The sequence below is a fragment of the Snodgrassella sp. CS2 genome, assembly GCF_050310315.1.
Classification (GTDB): domain Bacteria; phylum Pseudomonadota; class Gammaproteobacteria; order Burkholderiales; family Neisseriaceae; genus Snodgrassella; species Snodgrassella alvi_E.
The window spans coordinates 271,012-286,951 of sequence record NZ_JBNPBA010000001.1 but is presented as its reverse complement, the minus strand read 5'-3'; the positions used below and the strand labels follow the sequence as shown (position 1 = coordinate 286,951).

Genomic DNA, 15,940 nt, shown 5'->3' with positions numbered 1-15,940 from the left:
TGAAAGTGTATACCTCTGCCATGGGCAGTAAGATAAAACTGTTAGATGTATGCGCAGCCAAAATTGTCTGTGGTAAAGTAGCAAATTACTTTACCGCAATGAAAAATAGTTATTAAGCGGGCAACGGCCGGTTTTCAAGATTGTCTGCATAACATAAATGAACAGACATCTGATTTAGCTGAATAAATCGAAACAGCCCATACCGTAATAGAATTGTTATTAGTTTAAAATCAGTCTTTACAACAACTGATCAGCATATTTGGAGAAGTTTAATGCCTCGTTGGATTCATCGCCTTACCCCGATTGTTATGAGCTTAATCGCCATCAGTGCAGCTAATGCGGGCAATACTCAAGAACGGCCGACATCAATACCCTCGATTCAGACCAGAATAGAGCGGGTAAACCAAATTACTTCACCCGATGATGCTGAATCACTACAAAGGCGTCTTACTATTGCTAGCCGTGCTAATGACATCTTCACCCTCTTTGCTAGCGAGCTTATTTATTCGCAGGGAAAAAGCGATATCGCATTGGCAACAGACATGCGCATGCTCGAACATACACAGGAGCCTGAAGTTGCTGAACGTGCTATGGAAATGGCTCTTGGAGCCAATAAAATAGCCGAAGCGCAAGCTATTGCTGAGCGCTGGAAGCAAATCGAACCAAATGAAACTCCTGCTAGACAGCGCCTGTTGTGGGAGCTGGCATTGGCCAAAAACGATTTCCCGCAAGTAGTCAAAAACACAGACGCCGTTTTATCTCATGCCAACGATTATCAGCTGCGTCGCCTGTTTTTAAAACTGGCACAATTTCGCTTGAACCACTTGAATGCCTCGGATGAACTGAATACGCCAATCCACAAAACCGCAGTATTACATCCTGAGATGGCCGAAGCTATGATTGCTGATGCCATCTATGGGGTAACCGGTGCACATGAAGAGCAGACCATCAAAGCATTACAGGCACTGGTGCGTTTAGATAGCGATATTTTTCCGGCTAGCCAGCTCACTCTAAACTTAATAAATATTAAACAGCCACAATATCTGCTGGATTTCTATCAGCAAACCGGTGTAGATAGTATGCCTTCTAAATGGCAAAGTTTATATATAGAGTTACTGATTAAAAATAACAAATTGCAGCAAGCCTATCAGACCCTGCAACCTTTGCTGGCCAGAAGCAAAAGTGCCGATCTTTATTTGCAGGCTGCATTCCTCGCCGTTAGTCAGAAAGCGGACACCGCTACCATTGCTTCTTATGCTGAAAAAATAGCCCAACTGGGTAACCGCAATCAGCGCAGTAAAGCGGCAATCATGGTCGCTATGCGCTATTATGATGAACACAACCTAGCAGCATCACGTTCATGGGTGGCAAAAGCTGATGATCCCCAATTTGCTTTTGATCAAGCCCTTATGATGTGTTCACTCGAAGCGGAAGAAAAACACTGGTCAGCTGCGCAGAAATGGTTGAACAAAGCTCAGGCAAGCAAAAATCCGGGGATTTTCTTCAGCGCGACCGATTTATTACGACTACAAACATTCGTTAACAGCTCTTCACTCACCAGCCGACAGTACGAACAATATCTGAATAAAATGTTGGCCAAAGCAGAGCAGGGGAATTCAAAAGAGCGCACAGAAAATGTGCCACCTTTATTACTTCTGCGTGGCTTGTTATACGCAGATAAACTTAACGAGCCAGCCAAAGCCGTTGCCGATATGCGCCGCTTTGTACAAATGCGGCCAGATCAAGTAGATGGCCTGAATGCGTTAGGCTATACCTTACTGAGTTTGCCGAAAGAAAACTGGCACGAAGCTCAGGTACTGCTTGAGCACGCTTACGCCTTAAGTAGTCAGTCTCCTGCTGTCAACGACAGTCTGGGCTGGGCGTATTATTTAAATGGTAATGCTCAGAAAGCTTTGCCTTTGCTTGAGTATGCCTATCAGCAGCAGCCGGAAAGTGAAGTGGCTGCCCATTTGGGCGAAGTATACTGGCATCTGGGCAGAGAATCAGATGCACGTCGAATATGGTCTCAAGGCTGGCTTAAGCCTAAAAGCGACCGTAAAATACTGAGTCAGATTCTAAATAAACATGGTATCAAGCCAGACAGCCTGCCGCTAAATACAGCAAAAAAAGAAGCATCACAGTCAAATGTGGATTTTTATCTGCAACAAGCCAGTGCTTTATATTCTAATGACGAACGTACATCTGCCGCATTTATCGAAAACATCAACAAAGTCATGCAGACAGGAAATGCAACTCAGCGCAGTGAAGCAGCATATATGGCAGCCTCACGCTATTTTTCTGAAAAAAATCTTCCTGCTACACGTGAATGGCTAAGTAAAGTTACCGAGAATAAATTTGCCACTGATAAAGCATATCTGATGGGTATGCTTGAAGTGGAACAAAATAATTTGGCTGCAGCTCAGCAGTGGCTTCAGCGCATGAATCAGAGTAAACAACCGCTGTATTTTGAAGGCGTATTCATACCACAGGCTTTATCCATATACATTGATTCTAAAACGCTTGAACCCAAGGCATATGTGCGTAAACTGACTCAGCAACTAGAAGAGGCACAGAAAAAGGCCGTCGTTACAAAAAACAATCTGCCGGTAGTGCTTATACTCTATTTCCGCGGAATAACTTATGCAGAAAAACTTGATCAGCCAAAAAAAGCAATTAAGGATTTCCGTGCCTATACCGAATTGAAACCGGATGATGCAGAAGGCTACAACGCATTAGGCTATACCATGCTGAGTATGTCAAAGCGGCATTGGGCTGAGGCACTAACCATTCTGCAACATGCCTATCAGATTGAACCAGATTCTTACGCTATTCAAGATAGTCTGGGCTGGGCGTATTATCTTAATGGTGATTCCAAAAAAGCTTTACCTTTGCTGCGTACTGCCTATGGCAATACAAAAGAAAGTGCCATTGCTGCACATTTGGGAGAAGTCCTTTGGCAAATGGGTGAACAACAGCAGGCAAAGCAGGTTTGGGCACAAGGCCTGACTTATCAGGATTCTGACCAAAAAGTTTTACAGCAGACCTTAAAAAAATTTGCTGTCAATCCGGCCAGCCTGTCTGACAAAGCAGCATCAGAGCAGACAGAGCAAAGTAAATAAACCTTAATCAGACTATTAATTAAATGAGTCTGAAAGCCGGATTTTAATTGAACTTCCTAAGAGGCTACCGCAATGGCAATATATGCGGCAGCATTTGATGAACAGGCAGACTGTATCCAGAATATCAACTTAGTAATCAAACCATATTGATATATAAACGATACTAGGAACCAGAACGGAATAATATGTATTCATTGCTGCGCAAACCGTGTCTTCAGCTATCAGCAGCTGTTATAAGCTTAGCTTTAAGCGCCTGTAGCAGCATGGCACCAGAGAAAATTACCACTACCTCAGACTGGCAGGCAGGTCACGAACAGACATTATCCGGATTTGATAGTTCAGGCCGGCTTGCCATCAAAGACCAGGGCAAAGGAACCTACGCCAACTTCAGTTGGCAGAATTTAGGTTTAGTACAAACCATCGAAGTAAAAACACCTCTGGGCAATAGCGTAGGGGTTTTATGTCAGGACAGCGACGGCGTTATTGCTGAAGACAGCAAAGGTCAAGTTTTTTCCGCCAGCAGCATTGAAGAATTAAGCCAACGTATGCTTGGATTTGTACTACCCTTTGATCATCTCAACCAATGGGTACAAGGATACTGGATTGAGAATGAACCCTACCAGCTACTACCCGACGGCAAACTCAAACAGTCTGGCTGGATTATTCAGCGTCAGCCGCAAATAAATAGCCGTAGTCCCCATATTGTAGAGCTGAATAATGCACGTTTTGATATCAGGCTAGTTTTTGATGAATATACTGATACTCCAAGCCAGTCATCAGCCAAATGTGAATTACGGCATAAACCATCCTGAACGCAGGAATTAGCATAATATGGATAATTTTCAGCCAGCGGCTGATGCCAGCCATTTTTTGGTACCCGCCAAACTGAATCTGGATTTACGCATTATCGGTCGCCGTGCAGACGGCTATCATTTGCTTGAAACCATTTTCACCTTAATAGCACTGTATGACCACATCTGGCTTAGAAAAAACACCAATGGCAGCATAACCATGCATACGCCCGTAACTGGTGTCGAACCGCAGCAGGATTTATGTGTACGTGCTGCACAATTGCTGCGCAGCCATACCGGCATCGAGCAGGGAGCAGACATTTGGCTAAACAAAAAGATTCCCATAGGTGGAGGACTGGGAGGGGGTAGCGCTGATGCGGCAGTGGTGTTAATGGCACTCAATCGCCTGTGGCAACTGAATCTAACCAAAAACCAGTTACTACATTTGGGCGTACAACTGGGTGCTGATGTGCCATTTTTTATTTTCGGACAGAATGCTTTCGCACGCGGTATTGGTGAAGACTTGGTACCTATATGCTTGCCAAAACAATGGTATGTGATTATCAAGCCACCAGTGCATATCAGTACAGCGAAAATTTTTGCACATAAAGACTTGACACGAAATTCCAAGCCACGCATAATGCCAGACTTCCAAGCAGGACAGCACTGGCGCAATGATATGCAGAGCGTTGTTTTAGCTGAGTATCCAGCGGTAAGGGAAGCATTTGAAGCTTTGGCTGAGTATGGTTCACCCATGATGAGTGGTTCTGGAGCATGTGTATTTTTGTCATTTGATTCTGAAAGTGCCGCTCAAGCTGTTTACAATAAAGTTTCTGACGCGCATCAGGCGTATTGTGTTGCTTCCCTGACGAGGCATCCGTTTTATCAATGATGTGTGTTGTTGGGGAGTCGTCAAGTGGTTAAGACACTGGGTTTTGATCCCAGTATGCGTAGGTTCGAATCCTACCTCCCCAGCCAGTTGTTAATATAAACACTGGGGAGTCGTCAAGTGGTTAAGACACTGGGTTTTGATCCCAGTATGCGTAGGTTCGAATCCTACCTCCCCAGCCACACTTGGAATAATATAGTAGTAAACCCTTTTGGGGAGTCGTCAAGTGGTTAAGACCCCGGATTCTGATTCCGGTATGCGTAGGTTCGAATCCTACCTCCCCAGCCAAATTCAGATAAGCGTGTAAGGTCTACTTACACGCTTATTTAATGTTTAAATGACAAACCATTGAGTAAAAGCATGATTACACCGCCAAAAGTGGTATAATCTGCTGCTTGCATAGTCTGGTTGATGCAAAACAGGCATCGATTAGACGCAACAAAATTGCATCAAGGAATAAACGTTTATAATTTAGTGGTAGACAAACCGGTTAAAGGATTGCAAAACACAGTACAGATTCAGTTACCGTGATAGGAATATGGTTGTTTATCATGCTGCTATCTGCAATGACTAATATTCGCTGATGAAACCTGATTCACACCTGATACTGCAGCAAACCTTTACATACCGGCAAATATTTTCAAAAGAAGTGGTGATTACTTTTAAATTAAAGGTAACGAGAAAGCATAATAGCTGATAGAGTAAGTAAAATTGCTTAATCTGAAAATTATGCCCTACTTATTTGATGACAAAGCACCTGTATTTTAGGTGCGAAGAAAGCCATAGATTAATGTTTAATCTACCTCACACAAACCAAAGCAAACCAAAACAGGATTCAGGTACAACAGAAATGGCAGCATACGACAGTTTGATGGTGTTTACCGGCAACGCGAACCCAGAGCTGGCTAATAACGTAGCCAGACATTTGGACATTTCATTGGGAAGAGCCTCTGTAGGAAAGTTTTCAGATGGCGAAATCGCAGTTGAATTACTGGAAAATGTACGTGGGCGCGATGTATTTATCGTACAGTCCACCTGTGCGCCAACTAATGACAACCTGATGGAAATCCTTACCATGGCTGATGCACTCAAACGTGCCTCTGCTGGCCGGATTACCGCTGCCATTCCTTATTTTGGCTATGCTCGTCAGGATCGTCGCCCACGTTCAGTGCGGGTACCGATTTCAGCCAAATTGGTAGCCAATATGCTGTATTCTGCTGGTATCGATCGCGTGCTCACCGTGGACTTGCATGCCGATCAGATTCAGGGTTTTTTTGATATACCAGTTGACAATATCTATGCTACCCCGATTCTGGTGCATGATATTGAAAAACAGCGCATTGATAATCTCACTGTAGTCAGCCCTGATATCGGCGGAGTAGTTCGTGCGCGAGCTGTGGCCAAAACTTTGGGTACTGACTTAGCTATTATTGATAAACGTCGTCCCAAAGCTAATGTAGCAGAAGTCATGAATGTGATTGGTGAAATCCAGAATCGTACCTGTCTGATTATTGACGATATGATTGATACGGCCAATACCTTGTGTAAAGCAGCTTCTGCACTAAAAGAACGTGGTGCCGAACGCGTATTGGCCTATGCTACACATCCGGTATTTTCTGGTGAAGCCATTGAGCGTATAGCATCATCAGAAATCGATCAGGTGGTGGTAACCGATACCATTCCATTATCCGTAGCTGCTCAGAATTGTGAACGAATTCGTCAGGTAAGCATTTCAGGCTTATTGGCTGAAACAGTACGTCGTATTAGCAACGAAGAATCCGTGTCATATCTCTTTAACGAAGATGTGGCCATACCGGGAGCGATGTTTCTCCCTTAATCCCCCAGATGCCGTCTTAAGCTGGTCGCGGCCGATGACGGTATGATTAACCTTGGAGTAGTTATGTCTTACGAAATTAAAGCAGAAATCCGTGAAGCTCAGGGCACTGGTGCGAGCCGCCGCCTGCGTCGCGAAGGAAAAGTACCAGCTGTATTGTACGGTGAAGGCACCGAGCCGGTAGCCATTACTGTAGATCACCGCACCTTATGGTATGCTCTGGAAAAAGAAGCTTTCCATACTGCCATCATCAAGCTGGACGTAAATGGTAAAGCCTACGACGTTATCGTACGTGATTTCCAAATGCATCCGTTTAAACAACAGGTACAACATATCGATTTTCAGGCTGTTGATGCCAATAAAGCCATCAATATCCGCGTACCACTGCATCTGCTGAACGCTGCTATTTCTCCAGCAGAAAAATTGCAGAGTGGCCGTGTATCTCTACTGGCTACCAGTGTAGAAGTAAATGCTTTGCCGAAAAATATTCCTGCGGTGCTGGAACTGGATGTTGCTACTATTAGCGCTGGTGAAATCCGCCACTTGTCTGATTTGGTGTTACCGGAAGGCGTAACTTGCGTTGCTCTGAGTCGTAAAGAAAATCTGGCCATTGCTTCAGCTACTGGTAAAAACAAATAAGTTGTTAAGAATTCAATCTGTTGAATCTTAATATCTATAAAAAGCCTAAATCTGTTGAGACAGACTTAGGCTTTTTCTTTATTATTCTTATTCTAATCAATGTATTCCTGACAGAATAAAAATGCCCGATGATTTTGTATTATCAAAAGTTCCAACCAATATCATTGGGCTTAAAAAATTTACTTTTAAGAGTTAGATAAAAATTTTCTGTGATAAATTGATAAACTAAAGCATTAAAATTATACATCTTCTCTATTATCTAGTATTGGTAATATAAAAACCTAGATGCCATTAAATATAGTAAGTTTGAACGAATAAGATAAAAGCTTCCATAGATACAACAATAGAAGCTTTATCATAAATGCAATATCAACTAAGCTGCTTTTCAGCTAAGAATAGTTATTTAAAAAATGAATGGATAAAAGATAAAATTAGAATTAGGTTTTTTTGCTGCCGGATTGCCTGCGTGTACGTTTTTCAGACTTTGGATGCTGGCTTTTTCCTAAATTTAGTTTGTTTGTCTTTTGCTTTTTATTAGTTACTTTTTGTGTCTTTCCAGAAGAAGAGACATTCAGTTTATTCTGAATTTTTTGGGCACTATTTTTCTGGCGTCGCTTACCGCTATTGGCACTGATTAATACCAAATCAATTCGGCTGGTATCGAGATCGGCTCGTGCTACTTTTACGGTAACCTTATCGCCCAGTTTGAATCGAATACCGCTACGTTCTCCAATAATGGCCATTAATTCTGGATGAAAATTGAAATAATCCTCACCCAAATCACTGATATGGATCATACCGTCAATATAGATATTATCTAACGTTACAAACAATCCAAAATTGGCCATGCCGGAAATTGTACCGGAAAATACCTCTCCAATTTTGTCACGCATATAGTAAGTTTTAAGCCAGTTTTCAACATCACGGCTCGCATTATCAGCTTTACGTTCAGCCAAAGAACAATGTACTCCAAGCTCAGTCCATGATTTTGGCTGATACTGCTTATGCTGTAAAACAGCCTTGATGGCACGATGTACAGTCAGATCGGGATAGCGCCGAATCGGAGAAGTAAAATGTGTATAAGCAGGATATGCTAAACCAAAATGGCCAATATTTTGAGGCTCATATACTGCCTGCTGCATTGAGCGTAATAGCATCACACCGATAACATTGCGATCCGCTCTGTCTTTAATTTTTTCGCTCAGCTCAGCATAATCCTTAGGTGTTGGATGATCGCCACCATTCAGACTCAAGCCAAGCAATGCAAGTTGTTCTCGCAATGTATTTAAACGCTCACTGGTTGGACCAGCGTGATTACGATACAGGGTAGGGTGCTTGTGCTGTTTAAGAAATTCTGCGGCGCAAACATTTGCTGCCAGCATACATTCCTCAATTAGCCGATGAGCCTCATTGCGCTCAACTGGGACAATTCGTTCAATTTTACCCTGCTGATTAAAAACCATCTGCGTTTCAATACTTTCAAATTCTACAGCACCACGTTGCAGACGTTTTTTCAATAATATCTTATACAGCCTATATAAATTCATTACATGCAATTTAAGCGGATCGTCAAACTGATCATTACTAATCCAGTCCCAGGCCTGTGTATATGTCAGGCGCGCATGAGAACGCATAACAGCTGGATAAAACTCATAACTTTTTATATTGCCGGCATAAGTGATAACCATATCGCAGACTAGACACAAACGCTCAACATTAGGGTTAAGTGAACATATTCCGTTTGAAAGATTTTCAGGTAACATGGGAATGACACGGCGCGGGAAATAAACACTGGTTGCGCGATCCTGAGCATCACGGTCAATTGCATCATCGGGCTGAACATAATGGCTGACATCAGCAATTGCAACCAGAAGTCTATAGTTACGTCCAATTTTTTCAGCATATACAGCATCATCAAAATCTCGGGCAGTTTCACCGTCAATCGTGATTAAAGGCAACTCGCGCAAATCAACTCGGTTTTTTCGCTCAGTAGGCTTTACGTGATCGGGTATTTTAGCTGCCTGCGTCAGACATTCTGAGCTGAATTGATAAGGTAAATGATGTTTGCGAACAGCAATTTCAATTTCCATTCCACTGTCTGCATAATCCCCCAAAATTTCTATTACCCGCGCCACTGCAGCCTGTGTTGCGTTAGGATAAGATTCAATTCTGGCTACCAACACTTGTCCAGTTCTCGCTTTACCCAATGAATCAGGCTGGAGCACAATACTGGCTCCTAATCGCTTGTCTTCTGGCACCAGCATTGCGACACCATGCTCTATAGCCAGGCGGCCGACTACATCTTGATTGGCACGCTCTATCACATCCAATACCTGACCTTCACGCCGACCGCGTCTATCTGTGCCTGCTGGTCGTACCGTAACAATGTCACCGTTCATCAACCCACGCATCTGGCGGGTATAGAGTACAAAGTCACCGCCATCACCTGGATTTAAAGGTACTGCAAAACCAAAATCATCCTTGTGAACTTCCACTCGGCATTTTACTAAAGCCAGCTTATTAGCGACACAGACGGCACCGCGACGATTGATTAAAATTTGTCCGTCACGTGCCATAGCAGTCAGGCGGCGCTCAAAAAATTCTTTTTCATCCTCAGTAATGGTGAGTTTTTGTGCCAGCTCATTAATTTTGACAGGAATGCCGATTTTTTCCAAAACGGTAATAATCCACTCACGGCTGGGTAAGGGATTAGGATATCTCTGTAATTCTCGTTCTAAATAAGGGTCTTGATGGCGTAAATCTGATTTTTTTTTCATATAGTATTGACAATCTCTTTAGAGAATATATAATGCATTTCCTCAGCTAAAGACATACTTTAACTGAAAGTTGCAATATATGCAAAAGCCCAGGTGGCGGAATTGGTAGACGCGCATGGTTCAGGTCCATGTGCCAGCAATGGTGTGGAAGTTCGAGTCTTCTCCTGGGCACCAGAATTCTGAAAAAAAGATATCCAAATTATTGGATATCTTTTTTTTATGTCTCGATATTCGATTATTTTGCTGGGTACGTAAACCAATGATGTTGTAGTTTGATTCTGATATTATTTACGTTGAAATATTCTAATTGCGATTTAAAATAAACAATAGTATTACTGTGTAAATTTATTTGGTTATAAATAAACGAAGTAGCATGAAACACATATCCTAATAAAGTATAAAATTGTTTATGGAACAATTATTTCAGATTATAAAAACTTTCAACAGAGATACTTAATTTTTATTTAAAGCGTATTAAATAAAAAATAATAGGCTTCATGATAACCAGCTAATGTGGAAAAATAAAAAATTTTCCGGCTACGATGAATGCAATACGGATTTGAAGTACTATATTTTTACAATTTATATTTTAATTAAGCATTAGATACAGATAATTAATTAAGTGTCTTGGAATTTTGTAGGTATTATCAAGCTGAACAAACTTCCCTTTGATAATCAATCTCAGCCAATCCATAAAGATAATACTCTTGACAATTGCTCTTGAGAATATATAATGCACAACTTCTCTGATGTGACTCACAGCGCTTAGTGTTGTGAAAGAAGCCCAGGTGGCGGAATTGGTAGACGCGCATGGTTCAGGTCCATGTGCCAGCAATGGTGTGGAAGTTCGAGTCTTCTCCTGGGCACCAGAATTCCAAAAAAAAGATATCCAAGCGATTGGATATCTTTTTTTAACTATTTAGTAATAAATAAAATTTTGGGCATATTGATTGCCTTATCTATTAATCAATGAGTATATGCTTATTCAGATTAAAGTAGGATAGGGTGATAAATCGAATATTCAATGATTAATTAAAATAGTCTCTGATGTGATATGCCCAGTAGCCGATTCCAATAATTTTTTCCTTGCAAAATAATATTTATTAAGTTTGATAAAAATAAAACAATACCAAGATTTGAACTACTTTCTTACATTAACTGGTAACTGATTAAATGCCCATTCTTTATCTGTGCAAACACGTGCCAATACCAAACCTAGGGGCAGAGAAAGTACAATAAGCATGGCTTGTGCCCCCCAGTTAATGGCGTTAATGATATCGTTTTGCTGGAGAAAATACATAGCTCGGAACATATAAATTCCTGGTACCATAATACATACTGCCGGTACAGACAAAGCAATACGTGGGGATTTACTGTGATGGCTAAAATAAAACGCACTGAGACCAACAATGAAAGCAGCTATTAATGAAGCTCCCTGTATAGGAATGTTGGTAAAGTCAATTAATTCTAGGCGTAAAGTATTGGCATACATGCCGATAAATGCAGTTGTCAAAGCTGTTTTAATCGGACTATTGAACAATAATGAAAAGCCCAGCACGCCAAAAAAGCTGGCAAGCAAACGAAAAAAGGCTGTCCATATGGGATACAGAGTAGGAGTCAGCATGGGTTCTGGTGCCATGTGTATGCCGGCTGCTACAATCCAGGCAGCAAAAGTGGCACAAAAAATCACTGTCACCGCATAACCCACACGCTGGATTCCAGAAGAAAAGTCTTGTTTGGCTAAATCGAGTACCCCGGTAATTAGTGGAAAACCGGGTATCAGAAACAGCATTGAAGCTATATAACCGGCAGTATGTTGAATATTAATTTTTAATGATATGTAGCTGATGCCGATAATCATAAAATATAAACTTGAAGCCACAGCAGCTGCCAGCATGGTAACCACAAACTGATTCAGGTGCTTATGTAACAGCGTACGCCGTAGAGCCTGCCCGAAGCCAGATGCAATAAATACGCCCAGCATTTCTACCGGCCCTCCGCCAATTAAAAAAGTAAACGATGAGCAGGCAATAGCTGCAAATAATGCAGATTGTGGAAGATTATATAAGGCCGGTTGGTTTTCGATTTTTGCCAGAGATTGGTCGAGATAACGAATCAATTCGCTTTCGCTCATTTGTTGGTAACGGTTTTGTATGTCAATTAATAGTGTTTCCAGTAATTGAATATTATTGGTATTAATGCCTACACTTTGTATGTTGGTTACCTCGGTTTTAAACTGTTTGCCACTACGACAGGTGGAATTGATTTCGGTTAGTGTAATATGCGCCTGATTTTCTACTCCCAGCATACTGGCTACATGGCGCATAGATTGTTTGATACGGTAGCTGCCGGTACCTGCTGCCAGACATATTTTGCCTACACGTAATACCAGATCAGATTTTATGTTTAGCTGAAGTTCATCGGAAGATAGGGGTAGTGGCATAATGTTTTTATTTGATAAGAATGTAAGTCGATATTATAACGCTTGTAATTATAGAAAGTATTAGGGTTAATTATTCTTGTTAATATTGATTGTAGGGCTGAAAAAAATCTGCTGATTCATTCCAAAAATATATATATGAATTGCTAGTATTTATTTTAAAATTTGATTATAAAAATGATTTATTTTTATTGAAGATGAATTTAATAAACCGGCTAAAACCGGTTAAATATAAGTAATGGTTCTGTAGGGAAAACAATATTAACCATTTTATTTATAAGTAATTGTTTATAGTTTGTTTCAATCCCATTCCTTGGGTTTGAGTTCGGGATGCTCCCTGAATGCAGGCTCTAGGAAATCAAGCATTTCTCCCATAATTCTTCCGACTACTCTTCTGTAAGCTCTGAATTCTTCTTCAGGACAACAATCCTGGACTTTAAAAAGCGTCTGGTTTAAATCGTTGGTTATTTTAAACATTAAATCTCTGATTTCTTCGGCAATTACTGGATCTTTTATCATATTAGAATACCATTAGTATATTATTATAAGCATTAAGTAGTTTAACTCAATTTTATATAAGACGTCATATACTATTGGGTTTTAATTGGACTTATTAAACATTTATGCTTTAGTTACATAGGATATTTCAGATTTGTTTTAGTGATAAAAAAGCAGCTTGTAATGTATCTGACAAGCTGCTTTTTCTGAATTAAAAAATGAATGAGTTATTCGTTTATTTGCGCTGTTAATTCTCTTGTTTCATGGAAACGGATATCTGGCCAGCGTTCTTCAGTTAAAGATAAATTAACACGGTTGGGCGCGAGATAAGTAAGGTTGCCACCGGCATCAGTAGCAAGATTGAGTACGTTGGCCTTTTCGAATTCGGCCAGTTTTTTCCGATCTGCACAGGATACCCAGCGTGCTGACCAGATGCTAACAGATTCAAATACGGCATCAACGCCATATTCATTTGCTAGTCTGGCAGTGACTACTTCAAATTGCAATACGCCAACGGCGCCAAGTATAAGGTCGCCACCGTTGTGGGGGCGGAATACCTGCACGGCACCTTCTTCGCCTAACTGTTGTAATCCTTTTTGAAGCTGTTTCATTTTCAATGGATTTTTAATCCGCACTGCGCGAAACAACTCGGGGGCGAAAAAGGGGATACCAGTAAAGGTAAGACGTTCACCTTCAGTGAAGCTATCACCAATCTGGATATTGCCATGATTGGGAATTCCAATGATATCACCAGCAAATGCTTCTTCAACTAATTCGCGGGTGTGAGACATAAAAGTCACCACACTGGAAGCAGCAATATCACGGTTCAGGCGCAGATGTTTGATTTTCATACCGCGAGTAAACTCTCCGGAACAAACGCGCAGAAAAGCAATACGGTCGCGGTGCTTAGCATCCATATTAGCTTGAATTTTGAAGACAAAACCAGTGAATTTGGCTTCAGTTGGTTCGACAACGCGTTCTAAGGTTTCCCGTGGCTGTGGCGCTGGTGCCCAGTCAATCAAAGCATTAAGAATTTCCTGTATGCCAAAGTTATTAATGGCAGAACCAAAAAATACTGGTGTCAGTTCACCGCGCAGAAAGGCATCTAAATCAAATTCGTTGGATGCTGCTTGTACCAATTCGATTTCTTCACGTAATTGCTGAATTTCAATGGGAAAAAGTTCATCTAAACGCGGATTGTCAATGCCTTTGATAACGTCAAATTCATGAGGAAGTTTTTCACCGCCAGCTTCAAACAGATATATTTCGTCGTTAAGGATGTGATATACGCCTTTGAAGTTTTTGCCCATTCCAATTGGCCAAGTAATCGGAGCGCAGCGGATGTGCAAAATATTCTCTACTTCATCCAACAATTCTAATGAGTCCCGCACTTCACGATCGTATTTATTCATGAAGGTGACGATAGGGGTATCACGTAAACGACAGACGTTTAAAAGCTTGATGGTTTGTGCTTCAACACCTTTGGCAGCATCAATTACCATCAGAGCGCTATCAACTGCAGTGAGTACACGATAGGTATCTTCAGAAAAATCTTCGTGTCCAGGTGTATCAAGTAAGTTGACCACATGTTGGCGGTAGTCAAATTGCATTACTGAAGAAGCTACAGATATTCCGCGTTGCTTTTCGATTTCCATCCAGTCTGAAGTGGCAAATTTGCCAGATTTCTTTCCTTTTACTGTACCTGCGGAAAGAATGGCACCAGAAAACAGTAATAGCTTTTCGGTGAGGGTGGTTTTACCGGCATCAGGGTGGGATATTATCGCAAATGTACGGCGGCGTGCCGCTTCTTGGGCAATCTGGCTCATGATTTTATATATTCTGCAAACAATAAAACAAGACGGCTACGGCCGTCTTGTGAGAATGTTTATATTGTAGCACAGATTAATATTAGAACTGTTAATTGTGTGGTTTAGCGAAAAAAAACAAATTAATATTTTTGCATGAAAAGATGCTTTGAAATGTGTAGCCTTGTATTTTAAGTCAGTACATAATCAGAAGTTCAGGGCATCATTTAATGCTTAAGAATTTTCTGTATTAGCAGGATTAAAAAAACATTTTTTTATAACAATAATATTATTGTCACATTTTAGTTCTGATTCGTCTGCACTGTGTTTGATTACTGCCAAAGCCAGCGTAGAAGTTTGCTGTGATACTTGATTGATTATTAGTCCGACTTCTTCATTATGGTTGTCAAAAATTGGTTTACCTTCTGAAACTGAACCGTTTATTTCCATAAGTGCTAGCCCTCTTTTTACCTGACCACGGTATTGAGCGCGGGCGATGATTTCCTGACCGGGGTAGCAGCCTTTTTTGAAATGAACAGCACCTATTAGTTGCTGATTAAGCATTTGTGCAACGCAGGTTTCTGTGGTCTCTATGCTAATCCATGGATTACCGCTGGTGATTTCATGTAATTTCCATGATTCTATAACTTCTGTATTAAACGGGGGCAGTTGGCTGGTTTTTCCAATCTGGATTATTGACCCATCTGGCAAGTTGATGGACCAGATCTGATCGGTCTGGCTAGTTGGCAATACATACTGAGGTTCTAATGCTGTGGATATTGTTTCGGGTACGCTGACTGCTGCACCCCAGTCTGTCATGATTTCCAGTTTTACTTTACTGCGCATGATGTATATTTGCAGTTTTTTTTGTAAGGTGTCGATGAGGCTGGCTGAGGTTAATATAATAATATCATTATCTCGATTAAGTACCAGCATATTGGCTATTACGCGACCCTTGGCTGTATTGTAGGTAGCCAAACAAGCATGGTTGGCAGACAAATGATTGATATCATTTGATAATTGGTTGTGTAAAAAGGTTGCTCGATCTTCGCCGCTTACACGTATCAGTCCGAAATAAGGCATCAGGGAAGATGCTGTGTGTGTCATGGAAAAATCCTGTTTGTTTTGCAGGCCTTTATTATAATACT

Annotated in this window: 10 protein-coding genes and 5 tRNA genes; 10 read left to right on the top strand and 5 right to left on the bottom strand. The window is 41.2% G+C overall.

What is annotated here, in order from left to right; genetic code table 11:
• Positions 1 to 272: 272 nt before the first annotated feature.
• The 8 genes from ACQP6D_RS01430 to ACQP6D_RS01395 all read left to right on the top strand — a co-directional run bounded on the left by ACQP6D_RS01430 (position 273) and on the right by ACQP6D_RS01395 (position 7,272).
• Positions 273 to 3,119, top strand: coding sequence for a hypothetical protein (locus ACQP6D_RS01430; protein WP_427857261.1), 2,847 nt, complete (start codon positions 273 to 275; stop codon positions 3,117 to 3,119).
• 185 nt (positions 3,120 to 3,304) lie between these two features.
• The gene (lolB, locus tag ACQP6D_RS01425) at positions 3,305 to 3,931 is read left to right on the top strand and encodes a lipoprotein insertase outer membrane protein LolB (RefSeq protein ID WP_100152492.1); all 627 of its coding nucleotides are present in this window, start codon (positions 3,305 to 3,307) and stop codon (positions 3,929 to 3,931) included.
• Positions 3,932 to 3,950: 19 nt separating this feature from the next.
• Positions 3,951 to 4,802 carry a 4-(cytidine 5'-diphospho)-2-C-methyl-D-erythritol kinase gene (gene ispE / locus ACQP6D_RS01420; RefSeq protein WP_427857260.1) on the top strand — a complete coding sequence of 284 codons (852 nt, stop codon included), beginning with the start codon at positions 3,951 to 3,953 and terminating at the stop codon, positions 4,800 to 4,802.
• 10 nt (positions 4,803 to 4,812) lie between these two features.
• A tRNA-Gln gene (locus ACQP6D_RS01415) sits at positions 4,813 to 4,888 on the top strand.
• Between the two features lie 17 nt (positions 4,889 to 4,905).
• Positions 4,906 to 4,981: transfer RNA gene (locus tag ACQP6D_RS01410), tRNA-Gln, on the top strand.
• Between the two features lie 30 nt (positions 4,982 to 5,011).
• Positions 5,012 to 5,087, top strand: a tRNA-Gln gene (locus ACQP6D_RS01405).
• A gap of 562 nt (positions 5,088 to 5,649) precedes the next feature.
• Positions 5,650 to 6,636 (top strand): ribose-phosphate pyrophosphokinase, encoded by a 987-nt coding sequence (locus ACQP6D_RS01400; RefSeq protein WP_100140241.1) that lies wholly within the window; start codon positions 5,650 to 5,652, stop codon positions 6,634 to 6,636.
• Positions 6,637 to 6,699: 63 nt separating this feature from the next.
• A complete protein-coding gene (locus tag ACQP6D_RS01395) occupies positions 6,700 to 7,272 on the top strand; it encodes a 50S ribosomal protein L25/general stress protein Ctc (protein WP_100140116.1) in 573 nt (190 codons plus the stop codon).
• A 437-nt stretch (positions 7,273 to 7,709) separates the two neighbouring features.
• Here ACQP6D_RS01395 and rnr read toward each other — a convergent pair whose 3' ends face one another.
• Positions 7,710 to 10,049 carry a ribonuclease R gene (gene rnr, locus ACQP6D_RS01390; RefSeq protein ID WP_427857259.1) on the bottom strand — a complete coding sequence of 780 codons (2,340 nt, stop codon included), beginning with the start codon at positions 10,047 to 10,049 and terminating at the stop codon, positions 7,710 to 7,712.
• A gap of 87 nt (positions 10,050 to 10,136) precedes the next feature.
• Between rnr and ACQP6D_RS01385 the strand changes: the two genes are divergently transcribed.
• Together ACQP6D_RS01385 and ACQP6D_RS01380 are read left to right on the top strand one after the other, a co-directional pair.
• Positions 10,137 to 10,223: transfer RNA gene (locus tag ACQP6D_RS01385), tRNA-Leu, on the top strand.
• A gap of 608 nt (positions 10,224 to 10,831) precedes the next feature.
• A tRNA-Leu gene (locus ACQP6D_RS01380) sits at positions 10,832 to 10,918 on the top strand.
• 272 nt (positions 10,919 to 11,190) lie between these two features.
• Here the strand turns inward: ACQP6D_RS01380 and ACQP6D_RS01375 are convergent.
• The 4 genes from ACQP6D_RS01375 to ACQP6D_RS01360 all read right to left on the bottom strand — a co-directional run bounded on the left by ACQP6D_RS01375 (position 11,191) and on the right by ACQP6D_RS01360 (position 15,899).
• Positions 11,191 to 12,492 (bottom strand): threonine/serine ThrE exporter family protein, encoded by a 1,302-nt coding sequence (locus ACQP6D_RS01375; RefSeq protein WP_267390237.1) that lies wholly within the window; start codon positions 12,490 to 12,492, stop codon positions 11,191 to 11,193.
• Between the two features lie 297 nt (positions 12,493 to 12,789).
• Positions 12,790 to 13,008 carry a hypothetical protein gene (locus ACQP6D_RS01370; protein ID WP_267390238.1) on the bottom strand — a complete coding sequence of 73 codons (219 nt, stop codon included), beginning with the start codon at positions 13,006 to 13,008 and terminating at the stop codon, positions 12,790 to 12,792.
• 206 nt (positions 13,009 to 13,214) lie between these two features.
• Entirely contained in the window at positions 13,215 to 14,813 is a 1,599-nt protein-coding gene (locus tag ACQP6D_RS01365; RefSeq protein WP_100140119.1) for a peptide chain release factor 3, read from the bottom strand.
• 213 nt (positions 14,814 to 15,026) lie between these two features.
• Positions 15,027 to 15,899: a YgfZ/GcvT domain-containing protein gene (locus ACQP6D_RS01360; protein WP_427857258.1), complete on the bottom strand. Its 873-nt coding sequence runs from the start codon at positions 15,897 to 15,899 to the stop codon at positions 15,027 to 15,029.
• Positions 15,900 to 15,940 lie beyond the last annotated feature (41 nt).